The following is an 18,500-nucleotide window of genomic DNA, read 5'->3' as shown; positions in this document are numbered from 1 at the left end:
CCTCGCGCTTTTTCCCATCACTCGCCTACTCTATCAGTTTAGCGGCGCCGGCCACAGTCAAAAACGATCCAAAGACCAGCACCCGGTCGCCCGCCGCCACCAGTTGCCGGACCCAGGCATAGGCCGCTTCCACGTCGTCGTACAAGCTGACGGCGGCGTTCCCACCCGCCGCCTGCCATTGCCCGTAGAGAAACTCGGCCGTAGTGCCCCGCCGTCCCGGCAACGTGACCAGATGCCAGTGGGACGCCAGACCAGACATGATCTGGAACACGCCGCGGATGTCCTTGTCGCGCAACATGCCGACGAGAAAGTGCGTATGGCCGGCGCAAGGATGCGAGCGCAGCGTTTCGGCCAGCACGCGCGCCGATTGTGGATTGTGCGCCACATCCAGGATCCAGGTCACCGCGCCGGGGAAAATCTGGAAGCGTCCCTTGAGACTTACGTGCCGCAAGCCCTGTTCGATGGCGGTGCGGGTGACCGGGCAGCGGTCCCGCAACTCTTCCAGCACCTTCATCACGCCGGCGGCGTTCTGCAACTGAAATTCGCCATGCAGGTGTGGTGGCGGCAGATCGGGCAGCCGCTGATCGCGGCCCCACCAGGTCCATCCCGCCGCAGACTTTTCCCAACCGTAGTCCCGGCCGTACAGCGACAGGCGGGCGCCAATTTGGCCGGCGTATTGCACCAGGCTCGCGGGCGGCCGGGGATCCGAGCAGATTGCCGGATGGCCCGCGCGGAAGATGCCCGCCTTCTCCCGGCCGATGCTTTCGCGGTCCGGCCCCAGCCATTCGACATGATCAATATCGACGGCGGCCACCAGCGCCGCGTCCGCGTCCAGAATGTTGACCGCGTCCAGCCGCCCGCCCAGTCCCACCTCCAGCACGGCGACATCGATGGCGGCGCGGCTGAAGATGTCAAACGCCGCCAGCGTGCCGAATTCAAAATAGGTCAGTGAGATGCCGCCGCGATGATGATCGACGTAATCAAACGCGGTGCAGATCGTTTCGTCGCTCGCTGGGGTGCCGGAGATCTGGATGCGCTCGTTGTAGCGCAGCAGGTGCGGCGAGGTGTAGCAACCCACCCGGTAACCGGCGGCGCTCAGTATCGCATCCAGCAGCGCCACGCTGGAGCCCTTGCCATTCGTGCCCGCCACGCTGATGACGACATAAGGCGGTTTGCCGAGGCCCATGTGTTCATACACGGCCCGGCAGCGATCCAGCCCCAGCTCAATCTCGGCGCCGTGCAGCGACTCCTGCCACGCCAGCCAGTCGGCAAGCCGGCTGAACCGGGGGCGGTGCGGGACGGAAACGGCGGGTGCAGTGGACAAGTTCAAGATACGGCGGATTTGAAAATTTCTCGCGGGGGCACGGGCACTCAAGGCAGGGGGTGATGCATCAGCAGCGACAGCAACCCGGCGATGCGGTCGCGCATCTGGCGGCGGTCGACGATCAGATCGATGGCGCCGTGCGCGAGCAGAAACTCGCTGCGCTGGAACCCCTCCGGCAGGGTCTGGTGCACCGTCTGTTCGATGACGCGCGGCCCGGCGAAACCAATCAGGGCATTCGGCTCCGCGATCTGGATGTCGCCCAGCATGGCGAGGCTGGCCGACACACCGCCCATGGTCGGATCGGTCAGCACCGAGATGAACGGGATATCGCGCTTGCGCAGCGCCGCCAGCGCCGCTGCCGTCTTGCTCATCTGCATCAGCGACACCAGCGCTTCCTGCATGCGGGCGCCGCCGCTTGCGGCAAAACACACCAGGGGAATCTTTTTATCGATGCAGGCGGCCACTGCGCGCACAAAGCGCTCACCAACCACCGACCCCATGGAGCCGCCCATGAACTCGAACTCAAAGGCGCAAGCGACCAGCGGCAGCCCCTTGACCTTGCCGGCGATCACCACCAGGGCGTCGCTCTCGCCGGTGGCGTGCTGCGCATCCTGCAGGCGATCCTTGTAGCGCTTGCCGTCCTTGAAACGCAGAAAGTCCACCGGCGCGATGTCGGCGCCGATCTCGCTACGCGGCTGCGGATCGAGGAATTTGTCGATCCGCTTGCGGGCGCGGATGCGCAGATGATGATGGCACTTCGGGCAGACGCCCAGATTGCGTTCCAGTTCGGCGTTGTACAGCATCGTCTTGCACGCCGGACAGCTGGTCCACAGACCCTCCGGCACGCCGCGCTTGGCCACGCCGTTGGTGCGTATGCGTGAAGGCAGCAATTTCTTGAACCAGTTCATGCGGGGCGGTTACCTTTTCAAAATTCGGGATCGTGAGCGCGTCAGGCGGCATCCATGGCCGTGCGCAGACCGGCGACAAAACCGTGCACGACCTGCCGCAATTTCGCCGGATCGGCGTGCACCGTCTCCATCGCGGACAGCAATGCGCTGGCCACCACCACGGCGTCGGCGACTTCGGCGAGTTTGGCCGCGGTGGCCGGATCTTTGACGCCAAAACCGACGCCGATTGGCAGTTGCGTATGTTTGCGGATGGCGCGGATGCGCGTGGCGACATCGCTCACGTTCAAGCCGCTGGCGCCGGTCACGCCTTTCAACGACACATAATAAACAAAGCCGCTGGAGGCCTGGCAGATGCGCGCGGCGCGTTCCTCGGTGGTGGTGGGCGCCAGCAGAAACACCGGGTCGACGCCCTGTTTGCGCAACAGCGTCACGAACGATGAGGCCTCCTCCGGCGGCAGGTCCACCGTCAGTACGCCGTCAACGCCCGCGCGCGCGGCGGCCTCGACAAACGACTCGTAACCCATGACCTCGATCGGATTCAAATATCCCATCAGCACCACCGGCGTTTGCGCATTGGTCTTGCGGAATTCAGCGGTCATGCCGATCACGTCATGCAGACTGACGCCGTACTTGAGCGCCCGCTCGCTGGCCCGCTGGATCACCGGGCCGTCGGCCATGGGATCGGAAAACGGCACGCCCAGCTCGATCAAATCGGCGCCGGCCTCCACCAGCGTGTGCATCAGAGGCACCGTGCTCGCCGGCGACGGATCGCCGGCCGTGAGGAACGGGATCAGCGCCTTGCGGTGATTGCGACGCAGCGCCTCAAAACAGGACTGGATTCTGCTCATGGGATCTACTGACGGTTTTACATGACTAGAAACGAATACCCTGACGCGAAGCCACGGTGTGGATGTCCTTGTCGCCGCGCCCGGAAAGATTGATGACGATAATCTGATCCCTGCCCATGGTCGGGGCCAGTTTGGCTGCATAGGCGATTGCGTGGCTCGATTCAAGCGCGGGGATGATGCCTTCCATGCGCGTGAGATCGTGGAAACCCTGCAGGGCTTCCTCGTCGGTGATCGCCAGATACTGCGCGCGGCCGCTGTCCTTGAGCCAGGCGTGCTCCGGCCCCACGCCGGGATAATCCAGGCCGGCGGAGATCGAATGGGTCTCGATGATCTGGCCATTCCGATCCTCCAGCAGATAGGTGCGATTGCCATGCAGCACGCCGGGCCGGCCGGCGCATAATGAGGCCGCGTGCCGTCCCGTCTGCAGGCCGTCGCCCGCCGCCTCCACGCCGTACATTTTTACCGCCGCGTCGTTGATGAAGGGATAAAACAGGCCGAGCGCGTTCGAACCGCCGCCGACGCAGGCCACCAGCGCATCCGGCAGGCGGCCGCAGCGCGCCAGGCACTGGGCGCGGGCCTCGCGTCCGATCACCGCCTGGAAATCGCGCACCATTACCGGATACGGGTGCGGGCCGGCGACGGTGCCGATGATGTAGAAGGTATTGTCCACATTGGTGACCCAGTCACGCATCGCCTCGTTCAAGGCATCCTTGAGCGTCTTCGATCCGGATTCGACGGGCACCACCTCGGCGCCCAGCAGCTTCATGCGGTACACATTGATCGCCTGCCGTTTGGTGTCCTCGGACCCCATGTACACCACGCATTCCAGTCCCAGCCGCGCGGCCACCGTCGCGGTGGCCACGCCGTGCTGACCGGCGCCGGTCTCGGCGATGATGCGCGTCTTGCCCATGCGCTTGGCAAGCAGCGCCTGCCCGACGGTGTTGTTGATCTTGTGCGCGCCGGTGTGATTCAAATCCTCGCGCTTCAAATAAATCCGCGCACCGCCGTAGCGGCGCGTCAGGCGTTCGGCGAAGTACAACGGCGAGGGCCGTCCAACATAGTGCTGCAGATCCTCCTCAAGCTCACGCAAAAACTCCGCATCCTTCAGATAACGTTCATAGGCGGTGGTCAGTTCGGCGAGCGGCTGCATCAGCGTCTCGGCCACGAAACGACCGCCGTAGGCGCCGAAATGGCCGCGTGAGTCCGGCAGGCCGGTCTGCTCCCGCGCCTCTTTCACGGGCGCTGCGGATTGGGCGCCGTCGATGGTTCGTTCGATTCGCAACACGTTTTGACCTCGTGGAGAAAAGCCTGCATCAGGCCGGCGTCCTTGACGCCGGGCGCGGATTCTATGCCGCCGCTCACATCCACGGCATAAGGCTGTGCCTGGCGGATGGCGGCAGCGACATTATCAGGAGTCAGCCCCCCTGCCAAGATTACGGGACGGGGGAGATCCCGCGGGATCAGCGTCCAGTCGAACGCCCTGCCCGTGCCGCCAGGCTTGCCCGCCTCATGGGTGTCGAGCAGCACGGCCGCGGCATCGGGGTGGCGTTCCACCTCGGCACGCACATTCATGCCCGGGCGCATGCGCAGCGCCTTGATGTAAGGCCGGCCAAAGTGGCGGCAGAATTCCGGCGGCTCGGCGCCGTGGAACTGCAACACATCCACCCCCCCCAGCTGCAACACCATCTCCACCTCCTCCATGCGCGGATCGACGAACAACCCCACGCGGGCAACGAACGGCGGCAATCCGGACACGACGGCCATCGCCTGCGGCAAAGTGACCGCCCGTGGGCTGCCGGCGTAAAACACGAGCCCGATGGCGTCCGCGCCCAGCGCCGCGGCCGTCCGTGCATCTTCGGCGCGCGTGATGCCGCAAAATTTGACCCTGACAGGCGACATGAGAGATGGCCGTTGATGGCGGAGGTTTGATTTTACTCCATCAAGTTAATACGGCCAGCGTTGGACTGGCGGCGCGGGCAGGCCGTATTTCTCCGGATAAAAGACGCCGGTGAGATACAGGCCTTCCGCGGAAGCGGTGACACCGGCACGCGTGCGATCCCGGCCGGCCAGCACTTCCGCCGACCACGAGGGTTCGGCGCGGCCCGAGCCGATGGCCATCAGCACGCCGGCGATGTTGCGCACCATGTGATGCAAAAAGGCATTGGCTTCGATTTCGATGTGGATGAGGTCCGCGTCCCGCCAAACCCGCAGTCGCCGCACTTCGCGCACTGCGTGACGGGCCTGGCACTCACTCGACCGGAATGCGGAGAAATCGTGCTCGCCGATCAACGCCGCGGCGCCGGCCTGCATGCGCTCCGCGTCCAGCTGCGCGGGATAGTACCAGCTGACCTTGCCGCAAAACGCCGCCGGTCGGGCGCTGCGATTGAGAATGACGTAACGGTACACGCGGCCCTGCGCCGAATAACGGGCATGAAAGTCATCCGGTGCACCGCATGCCCACACCGCGCTCGCGTCCCCGGGCAGTCCGCTGTTGGCACCCAGCACCCATGATCGGAAATCCCGTTCCGCCGGGGTGTCGAAATGGATTACCTGGCCGGTGGCGTGCACCCCGCTGTCGGTGCGCCCGGCGCAGAATACTTTAACGGGATGAGCGGCTATCCGCGCCAGGGCGGCTTCGACCACATCCTGCACTGTGCGGCCGTGCCCCAGGGTTTGCCAGCCGAGGAAATGGCGGCCATCGTACTCCAGGCCCATCGCTATGCGCATGAGGCGACACTGTCGGAATCAGATGACTCGTTAGCCACGGAACCGCAGTGCGGGGATGCACTGTCATTTTCAATGTCTGAATGGACATATTGAGAATGCAGGAAACTGAAAATCACGTTTTTCAGTTTCCGCGCTCTGAGAAGTCCAGGATGGACTTGTTCAGAGCCCACCCCAAAAGGATCAGATGGTCTGCAACAACCGCTGGGCCTCGGCCTTCTGTGTGGCGTTGCCCTCGGAGACCACCTCGTTCAAGATGGTGCGTGCGCCGGCGCTGTCGCCCAGTTCGATATAGGCCTTGGCGAGGCTCAACTTCGTATCGACTTCAGCCACCGCCGTTTGCGCGTCCACCGGAGCACTGCGCGGCATGACCACAGTTTGTTCGTTGCCCACATCGGCCTGGGTCCGGGCCTTGGCCAGGGCGTCGTGTGCAATCTCCTGCGTCGAGTCAAAATCAACGCCCTTCTCTTCCGCGGGCGCTTCCAGCGAGAGATCCAGGGCCGGCAAGACCGTTGCACTGGTACCCTCCGGTTTCATCCCCGCCACGGTTTCTTCCATGGATTTGGTCAGGTCGTCCAGTGACGAACCCTCGCCTTCCAGCGACAGGTCGAGATCCAGACCGTCGCCGCCGCCCGCGTCGAGTGACAGTCCTCTGGTGGTGGTGGCGGCGGTCGCGGGCGCCGACTCCGGCGTAGCGCCTCCGCCGCTGACATCCAGGGTCAACTCTCCGGCCGATTCGGCCAAATCTTCCAGTGACAACGAGGTGTCTTCCTTGCCGCTGTCGCTCAATTCCAGACCTAAACCACCATCATCGGGCGTGCCGGCGGCCGCAGTGCCCAGATCGAATTCCAGACTGTTGTCATCGCCCGCTGGCGCCTTGACTTCTATTTCATCCGGTTCGGCAGCCGGTGCCCCGCCACCAATGTCAAATTCCAGGACGTGGTCGTCCTCCTTGGGCGTTTCCCTGGACGTTTCCTTGGACATGCTGACATTGAGCAGGTCTTCCATCCCGGCGGGCTCTTCGCTCAAGGTATGACTCATTCCGGATTTGGTCACATCGAGCAAATCATCCATGCCCGCCGGCGTTGCGCCGAGCGTCTGGCCCATTCCGGACTTGGTCACATCCAGCAGGTCCTCCCCCGCCGGCGGCGCCCCGCCGAGACTCTTGTCGACGGTCGAGGATAAATCCGGAGACAGGGCCGCGGGGGACTCAACACCGCCGCCGCTCAAGTCCAAAACCCCGGTGCTGTCGGCCGCGGTGAGGCTCAACGCGTCCTCGGGTGTCATCTGGGCAGCGGTCAGATCCAGTACCGCGTTCTCGGCCGTCGTGGTGGCGCCCGTGCTGCCGCCCACGCCCAAATCGATATCGATCCCGGCCTCGCCGGCTTTCGGGGCGGCGGCCGGCACGGCGCCCGGCGCCATCATGACGGTGTCGCTGAGCGCGCCCGTTTCGCCGACGCTGGCGCCCGTGATATCAACAAACTGCCGTGCTCCACCGGCGGGTATCGCGGCCTCGGCACCACCGGCGGCAAACAATTCTCGATCCGGCGACATCTCCCGCCACATGGCGAGCGCGCTGTCCCATAGCGGACCGCCTTCCCCCACGGCGTTTTTCAGGGCGCGCGCGGCGTTTTCATAGCCCACCTTGTTGGAGGCGGCGTAATACACTTCCAGCAACCGCAACTTGTACTTGTGTTCGTTGGGATATTTGGCGATGGCGGCCTTGACAACCTTTTCCGCCTCGTCAAACCGTTCGTAGGCCAGATAGACGTTCACTTCGGAAAGCGGATCTTCCTCAGCTGCGGGCGGCGCGCCGGCGGTTCCCGGAGGCAGCGCGATCTGGGTCTTGTCCGCCGCTTCCTCGTCGGGCGCACCGCCGGGTATCTCCGTCTGATCGGCACGATCACGGGTGATATCCTGGCCGTAGTCGGTGGTCTCGCCAGCGGCCCGTATTGTTTCATCAGTGTCGGAAACCGCGCGTTCCACCCTCCGTGCCGCCGGACGCGTGCCCGTACTCCGGGCCCGCCGTGCGATACCGCGGATCAACGCAACCAGCACTGCCAGCGCCAGCATCACCCCGCCCAGCAGGGCCGGCAAACCGCCGGGCACTGTGTCCACGACCGTCTTGGGGATGAGGCCTGAAAGACTGGAGGCAACGCCCTGGAGGCTGCCGGTTATCCCACCCAGCGCGTCACGAACATTGTCCCAGATACCGGAAAGCGTGGTTAGCGCTTCATCCATCCATGTGGGACCGCTGGGAACCCTGGCCTTCTTTTCTCCAGCGGGATGCGGTGGCCGTTTCTTCTTCTCCTTCGACGGTTCTGCAGCCGCCTCCTTCGATTCCGCCGGCGCTGCCTCGGTCGGTTTTTGTTCCGGTTTCTGTTCCGCCTTCTGCTCGGCGGCGGCCGGCTGCTCAGCCGCGGGAGCAGGCGCAGCTGGTTTTTGTTCAGGTGCCGGCGCGACCGTTGCCGGCGGCGGCAGCTTCACTTCCTCGGCTGGCGCAGGAGCAGGAGGCGCCGGCGCGGGGGCCTGCGGTTGCGACAGCTTCGCCTGCAATTCAGCGAGCTGGTTGTCCTGCAAGGCAATGCGGCTCTTCAAGGTATCAACGAGTTGCTGCGATTCCACCAGTTGCGAGCGTAATTCTTCGTTTTCGCGTTCCTTGGAGGCCAGTTGTTCCTTGGTCAGCGCCATGGCTTCACCCGCCTGGGCCTCGCCACCCTCCTTGGCCGCCAGCAATTTCAGTTTGGCCTGGTCGCTCTCGCCGCCGGCTGCAGCGGTATTCTCGGGAGATTTTTCGGGGGCGGCGCCTTCCTTGCTTTCGGATGCCGGCGCGGCGGCCGTTTCAACGGCGGTCTGCGGCGGAAGTGTTTTGGCGCCGCCCTGCCGGTATTCCTGCCATAACTCGTGCTGCCGCTTGACCTCTGCCAGCGCGTCTTCCCGCGATACCGCGGTCAGGGCTTGATGATCCGGAACGGTCAGCTTGCTGATGTAACCGCGTTTGAGGAGATTGACATTGCCGTTGATGAACGCGTCGGGATTGGCCTTGAGCAGCGCCAGCATCATTTGCGCCATGCTGACTGATTCATCCGGCCGCAGGGCGGCGGCGGCCGACCATAAGGTCTCGGCGCCGGCAGCGGGGACTCCTGAAACTCCGCCACCGCCAGCCATCGCCATGCCCCCGATGTGACCGTGGGGGTAATAAATGGGCTGCTCTGTTGAACGCCAGCTTTCACCACCGCCGGCCGCGCCCGTCACAGCAGGGCCGCCGCTGGTGATGGTGGGTTGCGCAGCGCTCAGGCGCTGGGTGGGTACGTAGAGCGGCGGATCAAGCAGTACGGTGTACTCGCGGATCAGTCGACCCTTGGCCCAGTTGACCTCCACCAGAAAATTCAGGAAAGGTTCTGCAATGGGATCGTGCGTGCTGATGCGGATGTAGTCCGCCCCCTTGCCCGATTGTTTAATCTCGAACCGCAGCTGTGACAACACCGGGGCGCGATCAATGCCGGCACGCACGAATTGATCGTTACCGGCCAGGTGAACAGTCAGGCTGTCAATTTCATCCGCTGTGGCCTGCACGATGGGAATGCGCCCCTCGAAGGGCTGATTGAGCACGGAACGCGTTTCGACGTTGCCCAATCCCAGCGCCTGTGCCCCCCCGAAAGGGATCGCCAACAACGCGACCAAGCCGAGGATCTTCATCCTTCTCATCCGCTGATCCTTCAAATTCATTGAGAGTCTGTTACAACTGTCCGGCAAAACGGCACCTGCGCCCGCCGGCGATGTCCCCATTATGCCACAAAACCTGCGAATGGACTTTACAATTAGAGCTTAACTATAGCTCAGAAATGGTCTTTTACCAAGATTTCGGCTATCTGAATACTGTTCAGCGCCGCCCCCTTGCGTATGTTGTCGGAGACCACCCATAAGTCCAGACCCCGGGGGTGGGAGAGATCCTCGCGGATGCGCCCGACGTAAACCGGATCCTGGCCCGCGGCCTCGGTCACGGCGGTTGGATAGCCGCCGTCCTTGCGCTCGTCCATCACCACCACACCGGGTGCTTTTTGCAGCACAGCACGCGCTTGGGCGGCGGTCATCTTCTCCTTGGTTTCGATGTGCACGGCCTCGGAATGGCCGTAGAACACCGGCACTCGCACGGTGGTCGGGTTCACCTGTATGGCCTCGTCCTCCATGATCTTGCGCGTCTCCCAGATCATCTTCATTTCCTCCTTGGTATAGCCGTTGTCCATGAACACGTCGATGTGCGGCAGGCAGTTGAAGGCGATCTGGCGCGGATAGACGTTGCAATCGATGGGTTTGCCGTTGAGCAGCGCCGCCGTCTGCACCGCCAGCTCCTCAATGGCCTCCTTGCCGGTGCCGGAAACCGACTGATATGTAGCCACGTTGATCCGCTCGATGCCGACGGCGTCGTAAATGGGCTTCAATGCCACCACCATCTGGATGGTCGAGCAATTCGGATTGGCGATGATACCGCGGTTTTTGTACTGCGCCACGGCGTGCGGGTTGACCTCGGGCACCACCAGCGGCACGTCTTTCTCCTGCCGGAATTGCGAGGTGTTGTCGATGACGACGCAACCCGCCGCTGCGGCCCTGGGCGCGTACACTGCGGACACCGAGGCGCCCGGGGAAAACAAACCGATGTGCATGCCGGAGAAGTCGAAATCCTCCAGCGCTTCGACGGTCAGCTGCCGGCCATTGAATTCCACCTGCCTTCCCGCGGAGCGGCTGCTGGCCACGGCGTGCACCCTGCCGACCGGAAATTCGCGTTGTTCCAGGATCGACAGCATGACCTCGCCTACAGCACCGGTGGCGCCCACCACTGCGACATTGAATTTCCTGCTCATACGTTCATTTAACTTTCCAAATAAGATTAAAATTCGTGGCACACGCGGCACAGGGCAGTGCCGCCATTTTCAGCGGCGAGCCGCTGAAAATGAAGGGGGGTAAAAAAAACCACGCTTTTCTACTTCCCCTGGCCCTCGGCAGTCCAGGACGGACTGATTCGGGGCCCAACTACAACGCCGCGACGATGGCATCGCCCATCGCCTCGGTGCCTATTTTGGTCGTGCCCTTGGACCAGATATCGGCGGTACGCAGCCCCTGATCCAAAACCTTTGACACGGCCGTTTCGATCCTGTCCGCCAGCGCCGGCGCATCCAGCGAATACCGCAGGGCCATCGCCAGCGACAGCACGGTCGCCATCGGATTGGCAGCGTCCTGACCGGCGATGTCCGGCGCCGAGCCGTGGATCGGCTCATACAAACCCTTGCCGCCTTCGCCCAGCGACGCCGACGGCAGCATGCCGATCGATCCCGTCAGCATGGACGCCAGATCGGAGAGTATATCGCCGAACATGTTGGTCGTAACCAGCACGTCGAACTGCTTGGGATTGCGCACCAGTTGCATGGCGCAGTTGTCGACATACATGTGCGTCAACACAACGTCAGCGTAGTCGCGAGCCACTTCGTCCACGACGTTGCGCCACAATTCCGTGGCCTCCAGCACGTTGGCCTTGTCCACCGAACACACGCGCCGGCCGCGGCGCCGCGCCAGATCGAACGCCACCCTGGCGACGCGGCGGATTTCGGACTCGCGGTAGACCTCGGTGTTGTAGCCCTCGCGCTCGCCGTTTTCCAGCGTGCGCACGCCGCGCGGTTCACCGAAATAAATACCGCCGGTCAACTCGCGCACGATGAGCAGGTCGAGCCCCGCCACCACCTCCGGTTTGAGCGTGGAGGCGCTTGCGAGTTGCGGATAGAGCAGCGCCGGACGGAGATTTGCGTACAAACCCAGCCCCGATCGCAGGCGCAACAACCCCTTCTCCGGCCGCACCTTGATGTCGAGCGATTCCCACTTCGGCCCACCCACGGCGCCGAGCAGCACTGCATCCGTCGCCCGCGCCCTGGTCAACGTGGCTGCCGGCAGGGGATCGCCGGTTGCATCGATGGCGGCGCCGCCGATCAATGCCTCCTCGCACTCGAGATTCAGCCCGTTTTTGCCACGCAGGCGATCCACAACCTTCATGGCCTGCGCGACGATGGCCGGACCGATGCCGTCACCCGGCAATACCAGCATTTTCTTGCTCATAAGCCTATGAAATCTAAAATTTTAGTTTGAATTCCCGCCACCAAAGGGCGACAAGGATACCTGAAAGCCACTGTTGAACCTATAGGTGAGCCGGAAGGCATCGCCTATACTGGCCGCCTTTTCTAGCTCGCAAACCCCATTCCTCCGCGCCATGCACGACGCCTTATCGCGCCTTCAGCCCTACCCGTTTGAAAAACTGGCGCAGCTCAAGGCCGCCGTGCGTCCTGCGCCGAAATCCGCCATCGATCTCTCCATCGGCGAGCCGCAGCACGAGACACCGCCGTTTATTTTGCAGGCCATGACCCGGCATCTGCCAAAAATGGCGAAGTATCCGACCACGCGCGGCAGCGATGAACTGCGCACTGCTCTGGCCCGCTGGCTCAGGCAACGGTTCAAGCTGCCCACGCACACGTTGACCGCCGAGCGACACGTGCTGCCGGTCAGCGGCACGCGCGAAGGATTATTCGCCATCGCGCAATGCGTCGTGGATCGCACACGCGCCGCCCCCGTCGTGGTCATGCCCAATCCGTTCTACCAAATCTACGAAGGCGCGGCGCTGCTTGCGGGCGCGACACCCTGTTTTCTCAACTGCACGGCGGCGAATCAGTACACGCCCGATCTCAAATCGGTGCCGGAGGGAATCTGGCAACGCTGCCAGTTGCTGTATCTCTGTTCGCCGGGTAATCCCACCGGCAACGTCCTCAACCGTGCGCTCTACGAACAGGCGTTCGCGCTGGCCGATCAATTCGATTTCATCATCGCGGCCGACGAATGCTATTCGGAAATTTATCAGCGCGAGGAGAAGCCGCCGGCCGGCTTGTTGCAAATCGCGGCGCAAGCGGGCCGCACGGATTACCGCCGCTGCATCGTATTCCACAGCCTGTCGAAGCGCTCCAGCGTGCCGGGATTGCGTTCCGGCTTCGTTGCCGGTGACGCCGATCTGCTGGAAAAATTCCTGCGCTACCGCACCTATCATGGCTGCGCCCTGCCGCTGCCCACCCAGCATGCCAGCTGCGCTGCCTGGAGCGACGAGGCGCATGTCATCGAGAACCGCCGGCTCTACCGGCAGAAATACGACGCGGTGCTGCCCATACTGAAGTCCGCGCTCAAGGTCGAGCGCCCGGAGGGGGGATTTTATCTCTGGCCGGAGCTGCCGATGGACGATGTTGCTTTCGCCAGTGGCCTGCTGACGCAACAGAATGTCACGGTGCTGCCCGGCACTTATCTGGCCCGCGAGGCGCATGGCATGAATCCCGGCGCGCGGCGTGTCAGAATGGCGCTGGTGCCGCCGCTTGCTCAATGCGTCGAGGCCGCGCACCGCATAAAAGAATTCGTTGAAACCGCAGGAAGGAAATGACATGCGAGACCTGGAAAAGATCATCGAAGACGCCTTCGAACACCGCGCGGAGATCACGCCCGCCAAGGCGCCCAAGAAACTGAAGGCCGCGGTCAAGAACTGCCTCGATTTGCTGGATACCGGTGAGCGGCGTGTGGCCGAGAAGAAGAACGGCCAGTGGGCGGTGAACCAGTGGTTGAAGAAGGCGGTGCTGCTCTCCTTCCGCATCGAGGAAAACCGGGTCATGAAGGGCGGCCACAGCAATTACTTCGACAAGGTGCCGATGAAATACGCGGGCGGCACCGCGAAGAAATTGAAGGCGACCGGTGTGCGCATCGTACCGGGCGCGGTGGCGCGGCGCGGCAGCTATATCGCGCCCGGCGTGGTGCTGCTGCCCTCGTTCGTCAACATCGGCGCTTATGTCGATTCCGGCACCATGGTGGACACCTGGGTGACCGTCGGCTCCTGCGCGCAGGTCGGCAGGAACGTGCACTTGAGCGGCGGGGTGGGCATCGGCGGCGTGCTGGAGCCGGTACAGGCCAGCCCCACCATCATCGAGGACAACTGTTTCATCGGCGCGCGCTCGGAAGTGGTCGAGGGCGTGGTGGTCGGAGAAGGATCAGTGATCTCGATGGGCGTGTTCATCGGCCAGAGCACCAGGATTCTCAACCGTGAGACCGGCGAAATTACTTATGGTTATATTCCGCCCGGCTCCGTCGTCGTCTCGGGCAACCTGCCGGCCAGGGATGGCAGTCACAGCCTCTACTGCGCCGTTATCGTCAAGCAGGTGGACGCCAGGACCCGCGGCAAGGTCGGTATCAACGAGCTCCTGCGCGGTGTTTGATTACTGAAGAACGTCAAGGCACAAGGATGGTGGAGCCGGTGGTGCGGCGGGATTCGAGATCGCGGTGGGCCTGGACCGCATCCCTGAGCGCATGGCGTTGGTGGATTTGGATCTTCACCTTGCCGGATTGCACGACTTCGAAAAGCTCCGCGGCCATTGCCAGTAAATCATCGCGTTTCGCCGCATAGGCAAACAGTGTCGGCCGGGTAAGATAGAGCGAGCCTTTCTGGGCCAGCAGCGCCGTCTCGAACGGCGGCACGGGGCCGGAGGCGTTGCCGAAGCTCACCATCATGCCCATGGGTTTCAGGCAATTGAGCGAATCCATGAAGGTGTCCTTCCCTACTGAGTCGTAGACCACCGCCACACCGGCGCCGCCGGTGATCGCCTTTACACGCTCCACGACATTCTCCCGCTTGTAGAGAATGGGATGGCCGCAGCCGTGTGACTTCGCGAGCGCTGCCTTCTCCTCCGATCCGACGGTGCCGATGACGGTGGCGCCGAGCGCCTCCGCCCATTGGCAGACCAGCAGGCCCGTGCCGCCGGCGGCGGCATGGATCAGAATGGCATCGCCCGGCTGCACGCGATAGGTCCGCCGCAGCAGGTATTGCGCGGTCAGGCCCTTCAGCATCATGGCCGCGCCCTGTTCGAAGGAAATTGCATCCGGCAGTTTCACCAGCCGATCCGACGTGATATTTCGCACCGTGGCATAAGCGCCCAGCGGGCCGCCGGCATAAGCGACACGGTCACCGGGTTTGATGTCGGCAACGTTGGCGCCCACGGCTTCCACCACGCCCGCGCCTTCCAAACCGATGCCGGAAGGCAGCGGTACGGGATAGAGGCCACTGCGGTGGTAGATGTCGATGTAGTTGAGGCCGATGGCGTGCTGGCGCACGCGCGCCTCGCCCGTGCCGGGTTCGGCGGCTGGCGCAGCCTCAACGCACAGCACTTCCGGCCCGCCGGTTTTGTGAAAACGAATCCGTGAATCCATCACCACGCGATGATCAGGCCGCCATCAATGCCTGCTCAATAACGGCGGCGATGTGTTGCGCAAGTTGCTTCACCTGCGCCTCGTCGCGGCCCTCAACCATGACCCGCACCAGCGGCTCGGTCCCGGAAGGTCGCAGCAGCACGCGGCCGCTGTTGCCAAGCTCCTTTTCCACCGTCGCGACGGCATCGAGCACAGGTTTCCGTGTCAGGACATCAACACCATTTCTGGCCAGTTTCACGTTGATGAGGGTCTGCGGATATTTGATCATGCCCTGTTTGAGCACATGCAGCGGCCGGGCATTCAGCACCATTGCCTGAAGCACCATCAGCGCGGAGATGATGCCATCGCCGGTGGTGGAGAAGTCGAGACAGACGATGTGCCCGGAGCCTTCTCCGCCCAGCGTCCAGCCGCCCTCTTTGAGCATTTCTATCACGTAACGATCGCCGACCATGGCGCGCTTGAAGCCGAGGCCGAGTGCACGTATGGCCTGTTCCAGGCCCAGATTGCTCATCTGCGTCCCGACCACCGTTCCCTGCAACACGCCGCATTTCCGGCGTTCACGGGCAATGACATAGAGCAATTCATCACCATCGACGATGTTCCCCTCACGGTCGATCATGATGAGACGATCGCCATCGCCGTCCAGGGCGATGCCCACGTCCGCCCTGCCGGCCAGCACCTCCTGGCGAAGACGGCGTACGTCCGTTGCGCCGATGCCATCGTTGATGTTGATCCCGTCCGGCTCCGCGCCGAGAGTGGTCACTTCAGCGCCCAGTTCCCTGAATACCTCCGGCGCAATGTGATAGGTGGCGCCATGGGCGCAATCCACCACCACCTTGAGGCCGTCGAACTTGGTGTTGTAAGCCACGGTGCGTTTGCAGAATTCAATGTAGCGGCCGGCGGCATCTTCGACACGGTAAGCCTTGCCGAGATGTTTCGATTCCACGGTCAGGATGGGGCTGTCCATCTCCCGTTCGATGGCCAATTCCACATCATCGGGCAGTTTCCAGCCGTCGCCGGAAAAGAACTTGATGCCGTTGTCGTAATAGGGATTGTGGGAGGCGCTTATGACGATGCCGGCATCGGCGTGAAAAGTACGGGTGAGATAGGCAACGGCGGGGGTTGGCATCGGACCGAGCAGCAGTACATCCATGCCCGCCGCGGACAGCCCCGCCTCCAATGCGGACTCGAACATATACCCGGAGATGCGGGTGTCCTTGCCGATCAGTACGCGCCCGCGCCGGCCGCGCCCCAGCACGCGCCCGGCCGCCCACCCCAATTTCATGACGAAGTCGGGCGTGATGGGCGGCGTGCCCACCCTGCCGCGCACACCGTCGGTGCCGAAATACCTGCGGCCACTCATGCCATCATGCCACTCATTTCGATTTCGACGATTCTAACTGGATCGCCGTGCTTCATGAACGCCGACCCCCGCGTTCAGCGGGGGTCGGCGATTGAAGCTCCTCAGGATTGCGGCGAACTGGCCGGCCCGCCGATGGGCTTGTCTCCCGGTGCAGGTGCGCGGTTTTTGACCGGCACCGCACCCACCGGGGCCGCATCCTTGCGATCATCGGCACCCCAGTCGCGCGGTGGACGTGGATCGCGGCCGGTCATGACGTCGTCGATCTGTTCCGGTTCCAGTGTTTCGTATTTGATCAAGGCCTCGGCCATCTTGTGCAGCTTGTCCATGTTGTCCAGCAAGATCTGCCTGGCGCGCTGGTAGTTGCGCTCGACGATCTGGCGCACTTCCTCGTCGATCACATGGGCGGTGCTGTCCGACAGGACCTTGTGTTGCGTGACGGAATGGCCGAGGAACACCTCTTCCTCATCCTCCCCGTAAGTGAGCGGGCCGAGTTTCTCCGACATGCCCCATTTGGTCACCATGTTGCGGGCTATCTCCGTCACTTTCTCAAGGTCATTGGCGGCGCCGGTGGTCACCGATTCCGCGCCGAAGATCAATTCCTCGGCGATGCGGCCGCCGTAAAGGGCGGCAATACGGCTCTCCAGACGGCGCTTGCTCGTGCTGTAGCGATCCTCTTCGGGGAGGAAAAAGGTGACTCCCAGCGCGCGGCCGCGCGGGATGATGCTGACCTTGTATACCGGATCGTGTTCCGGCACCAGGCGCCCGACGATGGTATGGCCGGATTCGTGATAGGCAGTCATGCGCTTTTCCTCCTCGCTCATGACCATGGACTTGCGTTCCACGCCCATCATGATCTTGTCCTTGGCCTTCTCGAATTCCTGCATGTCCACGAGGCGCTTGTTGTCACGCGCTGCGAACAGCGCCGCCTCATTCACGAGATTGGCGAGATCGGCGCCGGAAAAACCGGGCGTGCCGCGGGCGATGATCGAGGCGCGAACGTCCTCGGCAATCGGTACTTTGCGCATGTGTACCTTGAGAATCTGCTCGCGGCCGCGGATGTCCGGCAACGGCACCACCACCTGGCGATCGAAACGGCCGGGGCGCAGCAGGGCGGGATCGAGCACGTCCGGGCGGTTGGTGGCGGCCATGACAATCACGCCTTCATTGCCCTCGAAGCCGTCCATCTCGACCAACAGTTGATTCAGCGTCTGTTCGCGCTCGTCGTGGCCGCCGCCCAGACCGGCGCCACGATGGCGTCCGACGGCGTCGATTTCATCGATGAAGACAATGCACGGCGCATGCTTCTTGGCCTGCTCGAACATGTCGCGCACGCGCGAAGCGCCGACGCCGACGAACATCTCGACGAAGTCCGAACCGGAGATGGTGAAGAACGGCACCTTGGCCTCGCCGGCGATGGCCTTGGCGAGCAGCGTCTTGCCGGTGCCCGGCGGCCCGACCATCAGCACGCCGCGTGGGATCTTGCCGCCCAGCTTCTGGAACTTGCCCGGGTCGCGCAGGAATTCGACCAGCTCGGCGACCTCCTCCTTGGCCTCGTCCACGCCGGCGACATCATTGAACGTCACCCGCACCTGATCCTCGCCCATCATGCGTGCACGGCTCTTGCCGAAGGACAGGGCGCCGCGGCCGCCGCCCTGCATCTGCCGCATGATGAAGATCCACGCGCCGATGATGAGGATGACCGGGAACCAGGAAATGAAAATCTGTGTGAGTATGCCCTGCTGCGACGGCGGTTGCGCCTCGATGCGCACCTTGTTGTCGAGCAGGAGGCCGATCAGGGGACTGGTGCTGGTCTCCGGACTGTAGGTGACGAATTCGGCGCCGTCCACCATCTTGCCCTGCACCACCGAGCCGCCGTCCTGAATGAGCACGCGCTCCACCCGACCGCCCTTCACGTCGGAAACGAATTGCGAGTAGTCAATCTGGCTGACCATGCCGTGGCGCAGGCCGAGATTGCTGAAAGCGAGCATCAGCACCACGGCCACAATGGCCCAAAACATGAGATTTCTTGCCATATCTTTCAATGCCTTACCTCAATACTG

Annotated in this window: 14 protein-coding genes; 2 read left to right on the top strand and 12 right to left on the bottom strand. The window is 63.2% G+C overall.

Going from position 1 to position 18,500, the window contains the following annotated elements; genetic code table 11:
* Window positions 1–25: 25 nt before the first annotated feature.
* From folC to leuB, 9 genes are all read right to left on the bottom strand, one after another.
* Window positions 26–1,324 (bottom strand): bifunctional tetrahydrofolate synthase/dihydrofolate synthase, encoded by a 1,299-nt coding sequence (folC, locus tag VMH34_00340; GenBank protein ID HTT07233.1) that lies wholly within the window; start codon window positions 1,322–1,324, stop codon window positions 26–28.
* Window positions 1,325–1,371: 47 nt separating this feature from the next.
* On the bottom strand, window positions 1,372–2,232 hold the full coding sequence (accD, locus tag VMH34_00335; protein ID HTT07232.1) for an acetyl-CoA carboxylase, carboxyltransferase subunit beta: 861 nt from the start codon (window positions 2,230–2,232) through the stop codon (window positions 1,372–1,374).
* Window positions 2,233–2,273: 41 nt separating this feature from the next.
* Window positions 2,274–3,080: a tryptophan synthase subunit alpha gene (trpA, locus tag VMH34_00330; protein HTT07231.1), complete on the bottom strand. Its 807-nt coding sequence runs from the start codon at window positions 3,078–3,080 to the stop codon at window positions 2,274–2,276.
* Between the two features lie 25 nt (window positions 3,081–3,105).
* A complete protein-coding gene (gene trpB / locus VMH34_00325) occupies window positions 3,106–4,230 on the bottom strand; it encodes a tryptophan synthase subunit beta (GenBank protein ID HTT07230.1) in 1,125 nt (374 codons plus the stop codon).
* Window positions 4,231–4,313: 83 nt separating this feature from the next.
* The gene (locus VMH34_00320; GenBank protein ID HTT07229.1) at window positions 4,314–4,979 is read right to left on the bottom strand and encodes a phosphoribosylanthranilate isomerase; all 666 of its coding nucleotides are present in this window, start codon (window positions 4,977–4,979) and stop codon (window positions 4,314–4,316) included.
* A 45-nt stretch (window positions 4,980–5,024) separates the two neighbouring features.
* Window positions 5,025–5,807 carry a tRNA pseudouridine(38-40) synthase TruA gene (gene truA, locus VMH34_00315; protein HTT07228.1) on the bottom strand — a complete coding sequence of 261 codons (783 nt, stop codon included), beginning with the start codon at window positions 5,805–5,807 and terminating at the stop codon, window positions 5,025–5,027.
* 180 nt (window positions 5,808–5,987) lie between these two features.
* On the bottom strand, window positions 5,988–9,503 hold the full coding sequence (locus VMH34_00310) for a FimV/HubP family polar landmark protein (GenBank protein HTT07227.1): 3,516 nt from the start codon (window positions 9,501–9,503) through the stop codon (window positions 5,988–5,990).
* A gap of 140 nt (window positions 9,504–9,643) precedes the next feature.
* A complete protein-coding gene (locus VMH34_00305; GenBank protein HTT07226.1) occupies window positions 9,644–10,666 on the bottom strand; it encodes an aspartate-semialdehyde dehydrogenase in 1,023 nt (340 codons plus the stop codon).
* Between the two features lie 169 nt (window positions 10,667–10,835).
* Entirely contained in the window at window positions 10,836–11,909 is a 1,074-nt protein-coding gene (gene leuB / locus VMH34_00300) for a 3-isopropylmalate dehydrogenase (GenBank protein HTT07225.1), read from the bottom strand.
* A 151-nt stretch (window positions 11,910–12,060) separates the two neighbouring features.
* Between leuB and dapC the strand changes: the two genes are divergently transcribed.
* Entirely contained in the window at window positions 12,061–13,266 is a 1,206-nt protein-coding gene (gene dapC, locus VMH34_00295) for a succinyldiaminopimelate transaminase (protein ID HTT07224.1), read from the top strand.
* 1 nt (window position 13,267) lies between these two features.
* Window positions 13,268–14,089, top strand: a complete 822-nt coding sequence (dapD, locus tag VMH34_00290) for a 2,3,4,5-tetrahydropyridine-2,6-dicarboxylate N-succinyltransferase (GenBank protein HTT07223.1) — start codon at window positions 13,268–13,270, stop codon at window positions 14,087–14,089.
* A 13-nt stretch (window positions 14,090–14,102) separates the two neighbouring features.
* Here the strand turns inward: dapD and VMH34_00285 are convergent, their stop codons facing one another.
* From VMH34_00285 to ftsH, 3 genes are all read right to left on the bottom strand, one after another.
* The gene (locus tag VMH34_00285) at window positions 14,103–15,077 is read right to left on the bottom strand and encodes a quinone oxidoreductase (GenBank protein HTT07222.1); all 975 of its coding nucleotides are present in this window, start codon (window positions 15,075–15,077) and stop codon (window positions 14,103–14,105) included.
* A 13-nt stretch (window positions 15,078–15,090) separates the two neighbouring features.
* On the bottom strand, window positions 15,091–16,440 hold the full coding sequence (gene glmM, locus VMH34_00280) for a phosphoglucosamine mutase (GenBank protein HTT07221.1): 1,350 nt from the start codon (window positions 16,438–16,440) through the stop codon (window positions 15,091–15,093).
* Window positions 16,441–16,541: 101 nt separating this feature from the next.
* Window positions 16,542–18,473, bottom strand: coding sequence for an ATP-dependent zinc metalloprotease FtsH (ftsH, locus tag VMH34_00275; GenBank protein ID HTT07220.1), 1,932 nt, complete (start codon window positions 18,471–18,473; stop codon window positions 16,542–16,544).
* Between the last annotated feature and the right edge of the window lie 27 nt (window positions 18,474–18,500).

Source organism: Gammaproteobacteria bacterium, from assembly GCA_035501935.1.
Classification (GTDB): Bacteria; Pseudomonadota; Gammaproteobacteria; order JAJPIJ01; family JAJPIJ01; genus JAJPIJ01.
This window is presented reverse-complemented; position numbering and strand designations above follow the sequence as displayed.

Coding starts and splice junctions, on each gene's coding strand:
- VMH34_00305 (HTT07226.1), bottom strand. CDS start 10,666: ATGAGCAGGAAATTCAATGTCGCAGTGGTGGGCGCCACCGGTGCTGTA.
- dapC (HTT07224.1), top strand. CDS start 12,061: ATGCACGACGCCTTATCGCGCCTTCAGCCCTACCCGTTTGAAAAACTG.
- accD (HTT07232.1), bottom strand. CDS start 2,232: ATGAACTGGTTCAAGAAATTGCTGCCTTCACGCATACGCACCAACGGC.
- trpB (HTT07230.1), bottom strand. CDS start 4,230: ATGCAGCCGCTCGCCGAACTGACCACCGCCTATGAACGTTATCTGAAG.
- truA (HTT07228.1), bottom strand. CDS start 5,807: ATGCGCATAGCGATGGGCCTGGAGTACGATGGCCGCCATTTCCTCGGC.
- VMH34_00310 (HTT07227.1), bottom strand. CDS start 9,503: ATGAAGATCCTCGGCTTGGTCGCGTTGTTGGCGATCCCTTTCGGGGGG.
- trpA (HTT07231.1), bottom strand. CDS start 3,080: ATGAGCAGAATCCAGTCCTGTTTTGAGGCGCTGCGTCGCAATCACCGC.
- ftsH (HTT07220.1), bottom strand. CDS start 18,473: ATGGCAAGAAATCTCATGTTTTGGGCCATTGTGGCCGTGGTGCTGATG.
- leuB (HTT07225.1), bottom strand. CDS start 11,909: ATGAGCAAGAAAATGCTGGTATTGCCGGGTGACGGCATCGGTCCGGCC.
- dapD (HTT07223.1), top strand. CDS start 13,268: ATGCGAGACCTGGAAAAGATCATCGAAGACGCCTTCGAACACCGCGCG.
- VMH34_00320 (HTT07229.1), bottom strand. CDS start 4,979: ATGTCGCCTGTCAGGGTCAAATTTTGCGGCATCACGCGCGCCGAAGAT.
- glmM (HTT07221.1), bottom strand. CDS start 16,440: ATGAGTGGCCGCAGGTATTTCGGCACCGACGGTGTGCGCGGCAGGGTG.
- VMH34_00285 (HTT07222.1), bottom strand. CDS start 15,077: ATGGATTCACGGATTCGTTTTCACAAAACCGGCGGGCCGGAAGTGCTG.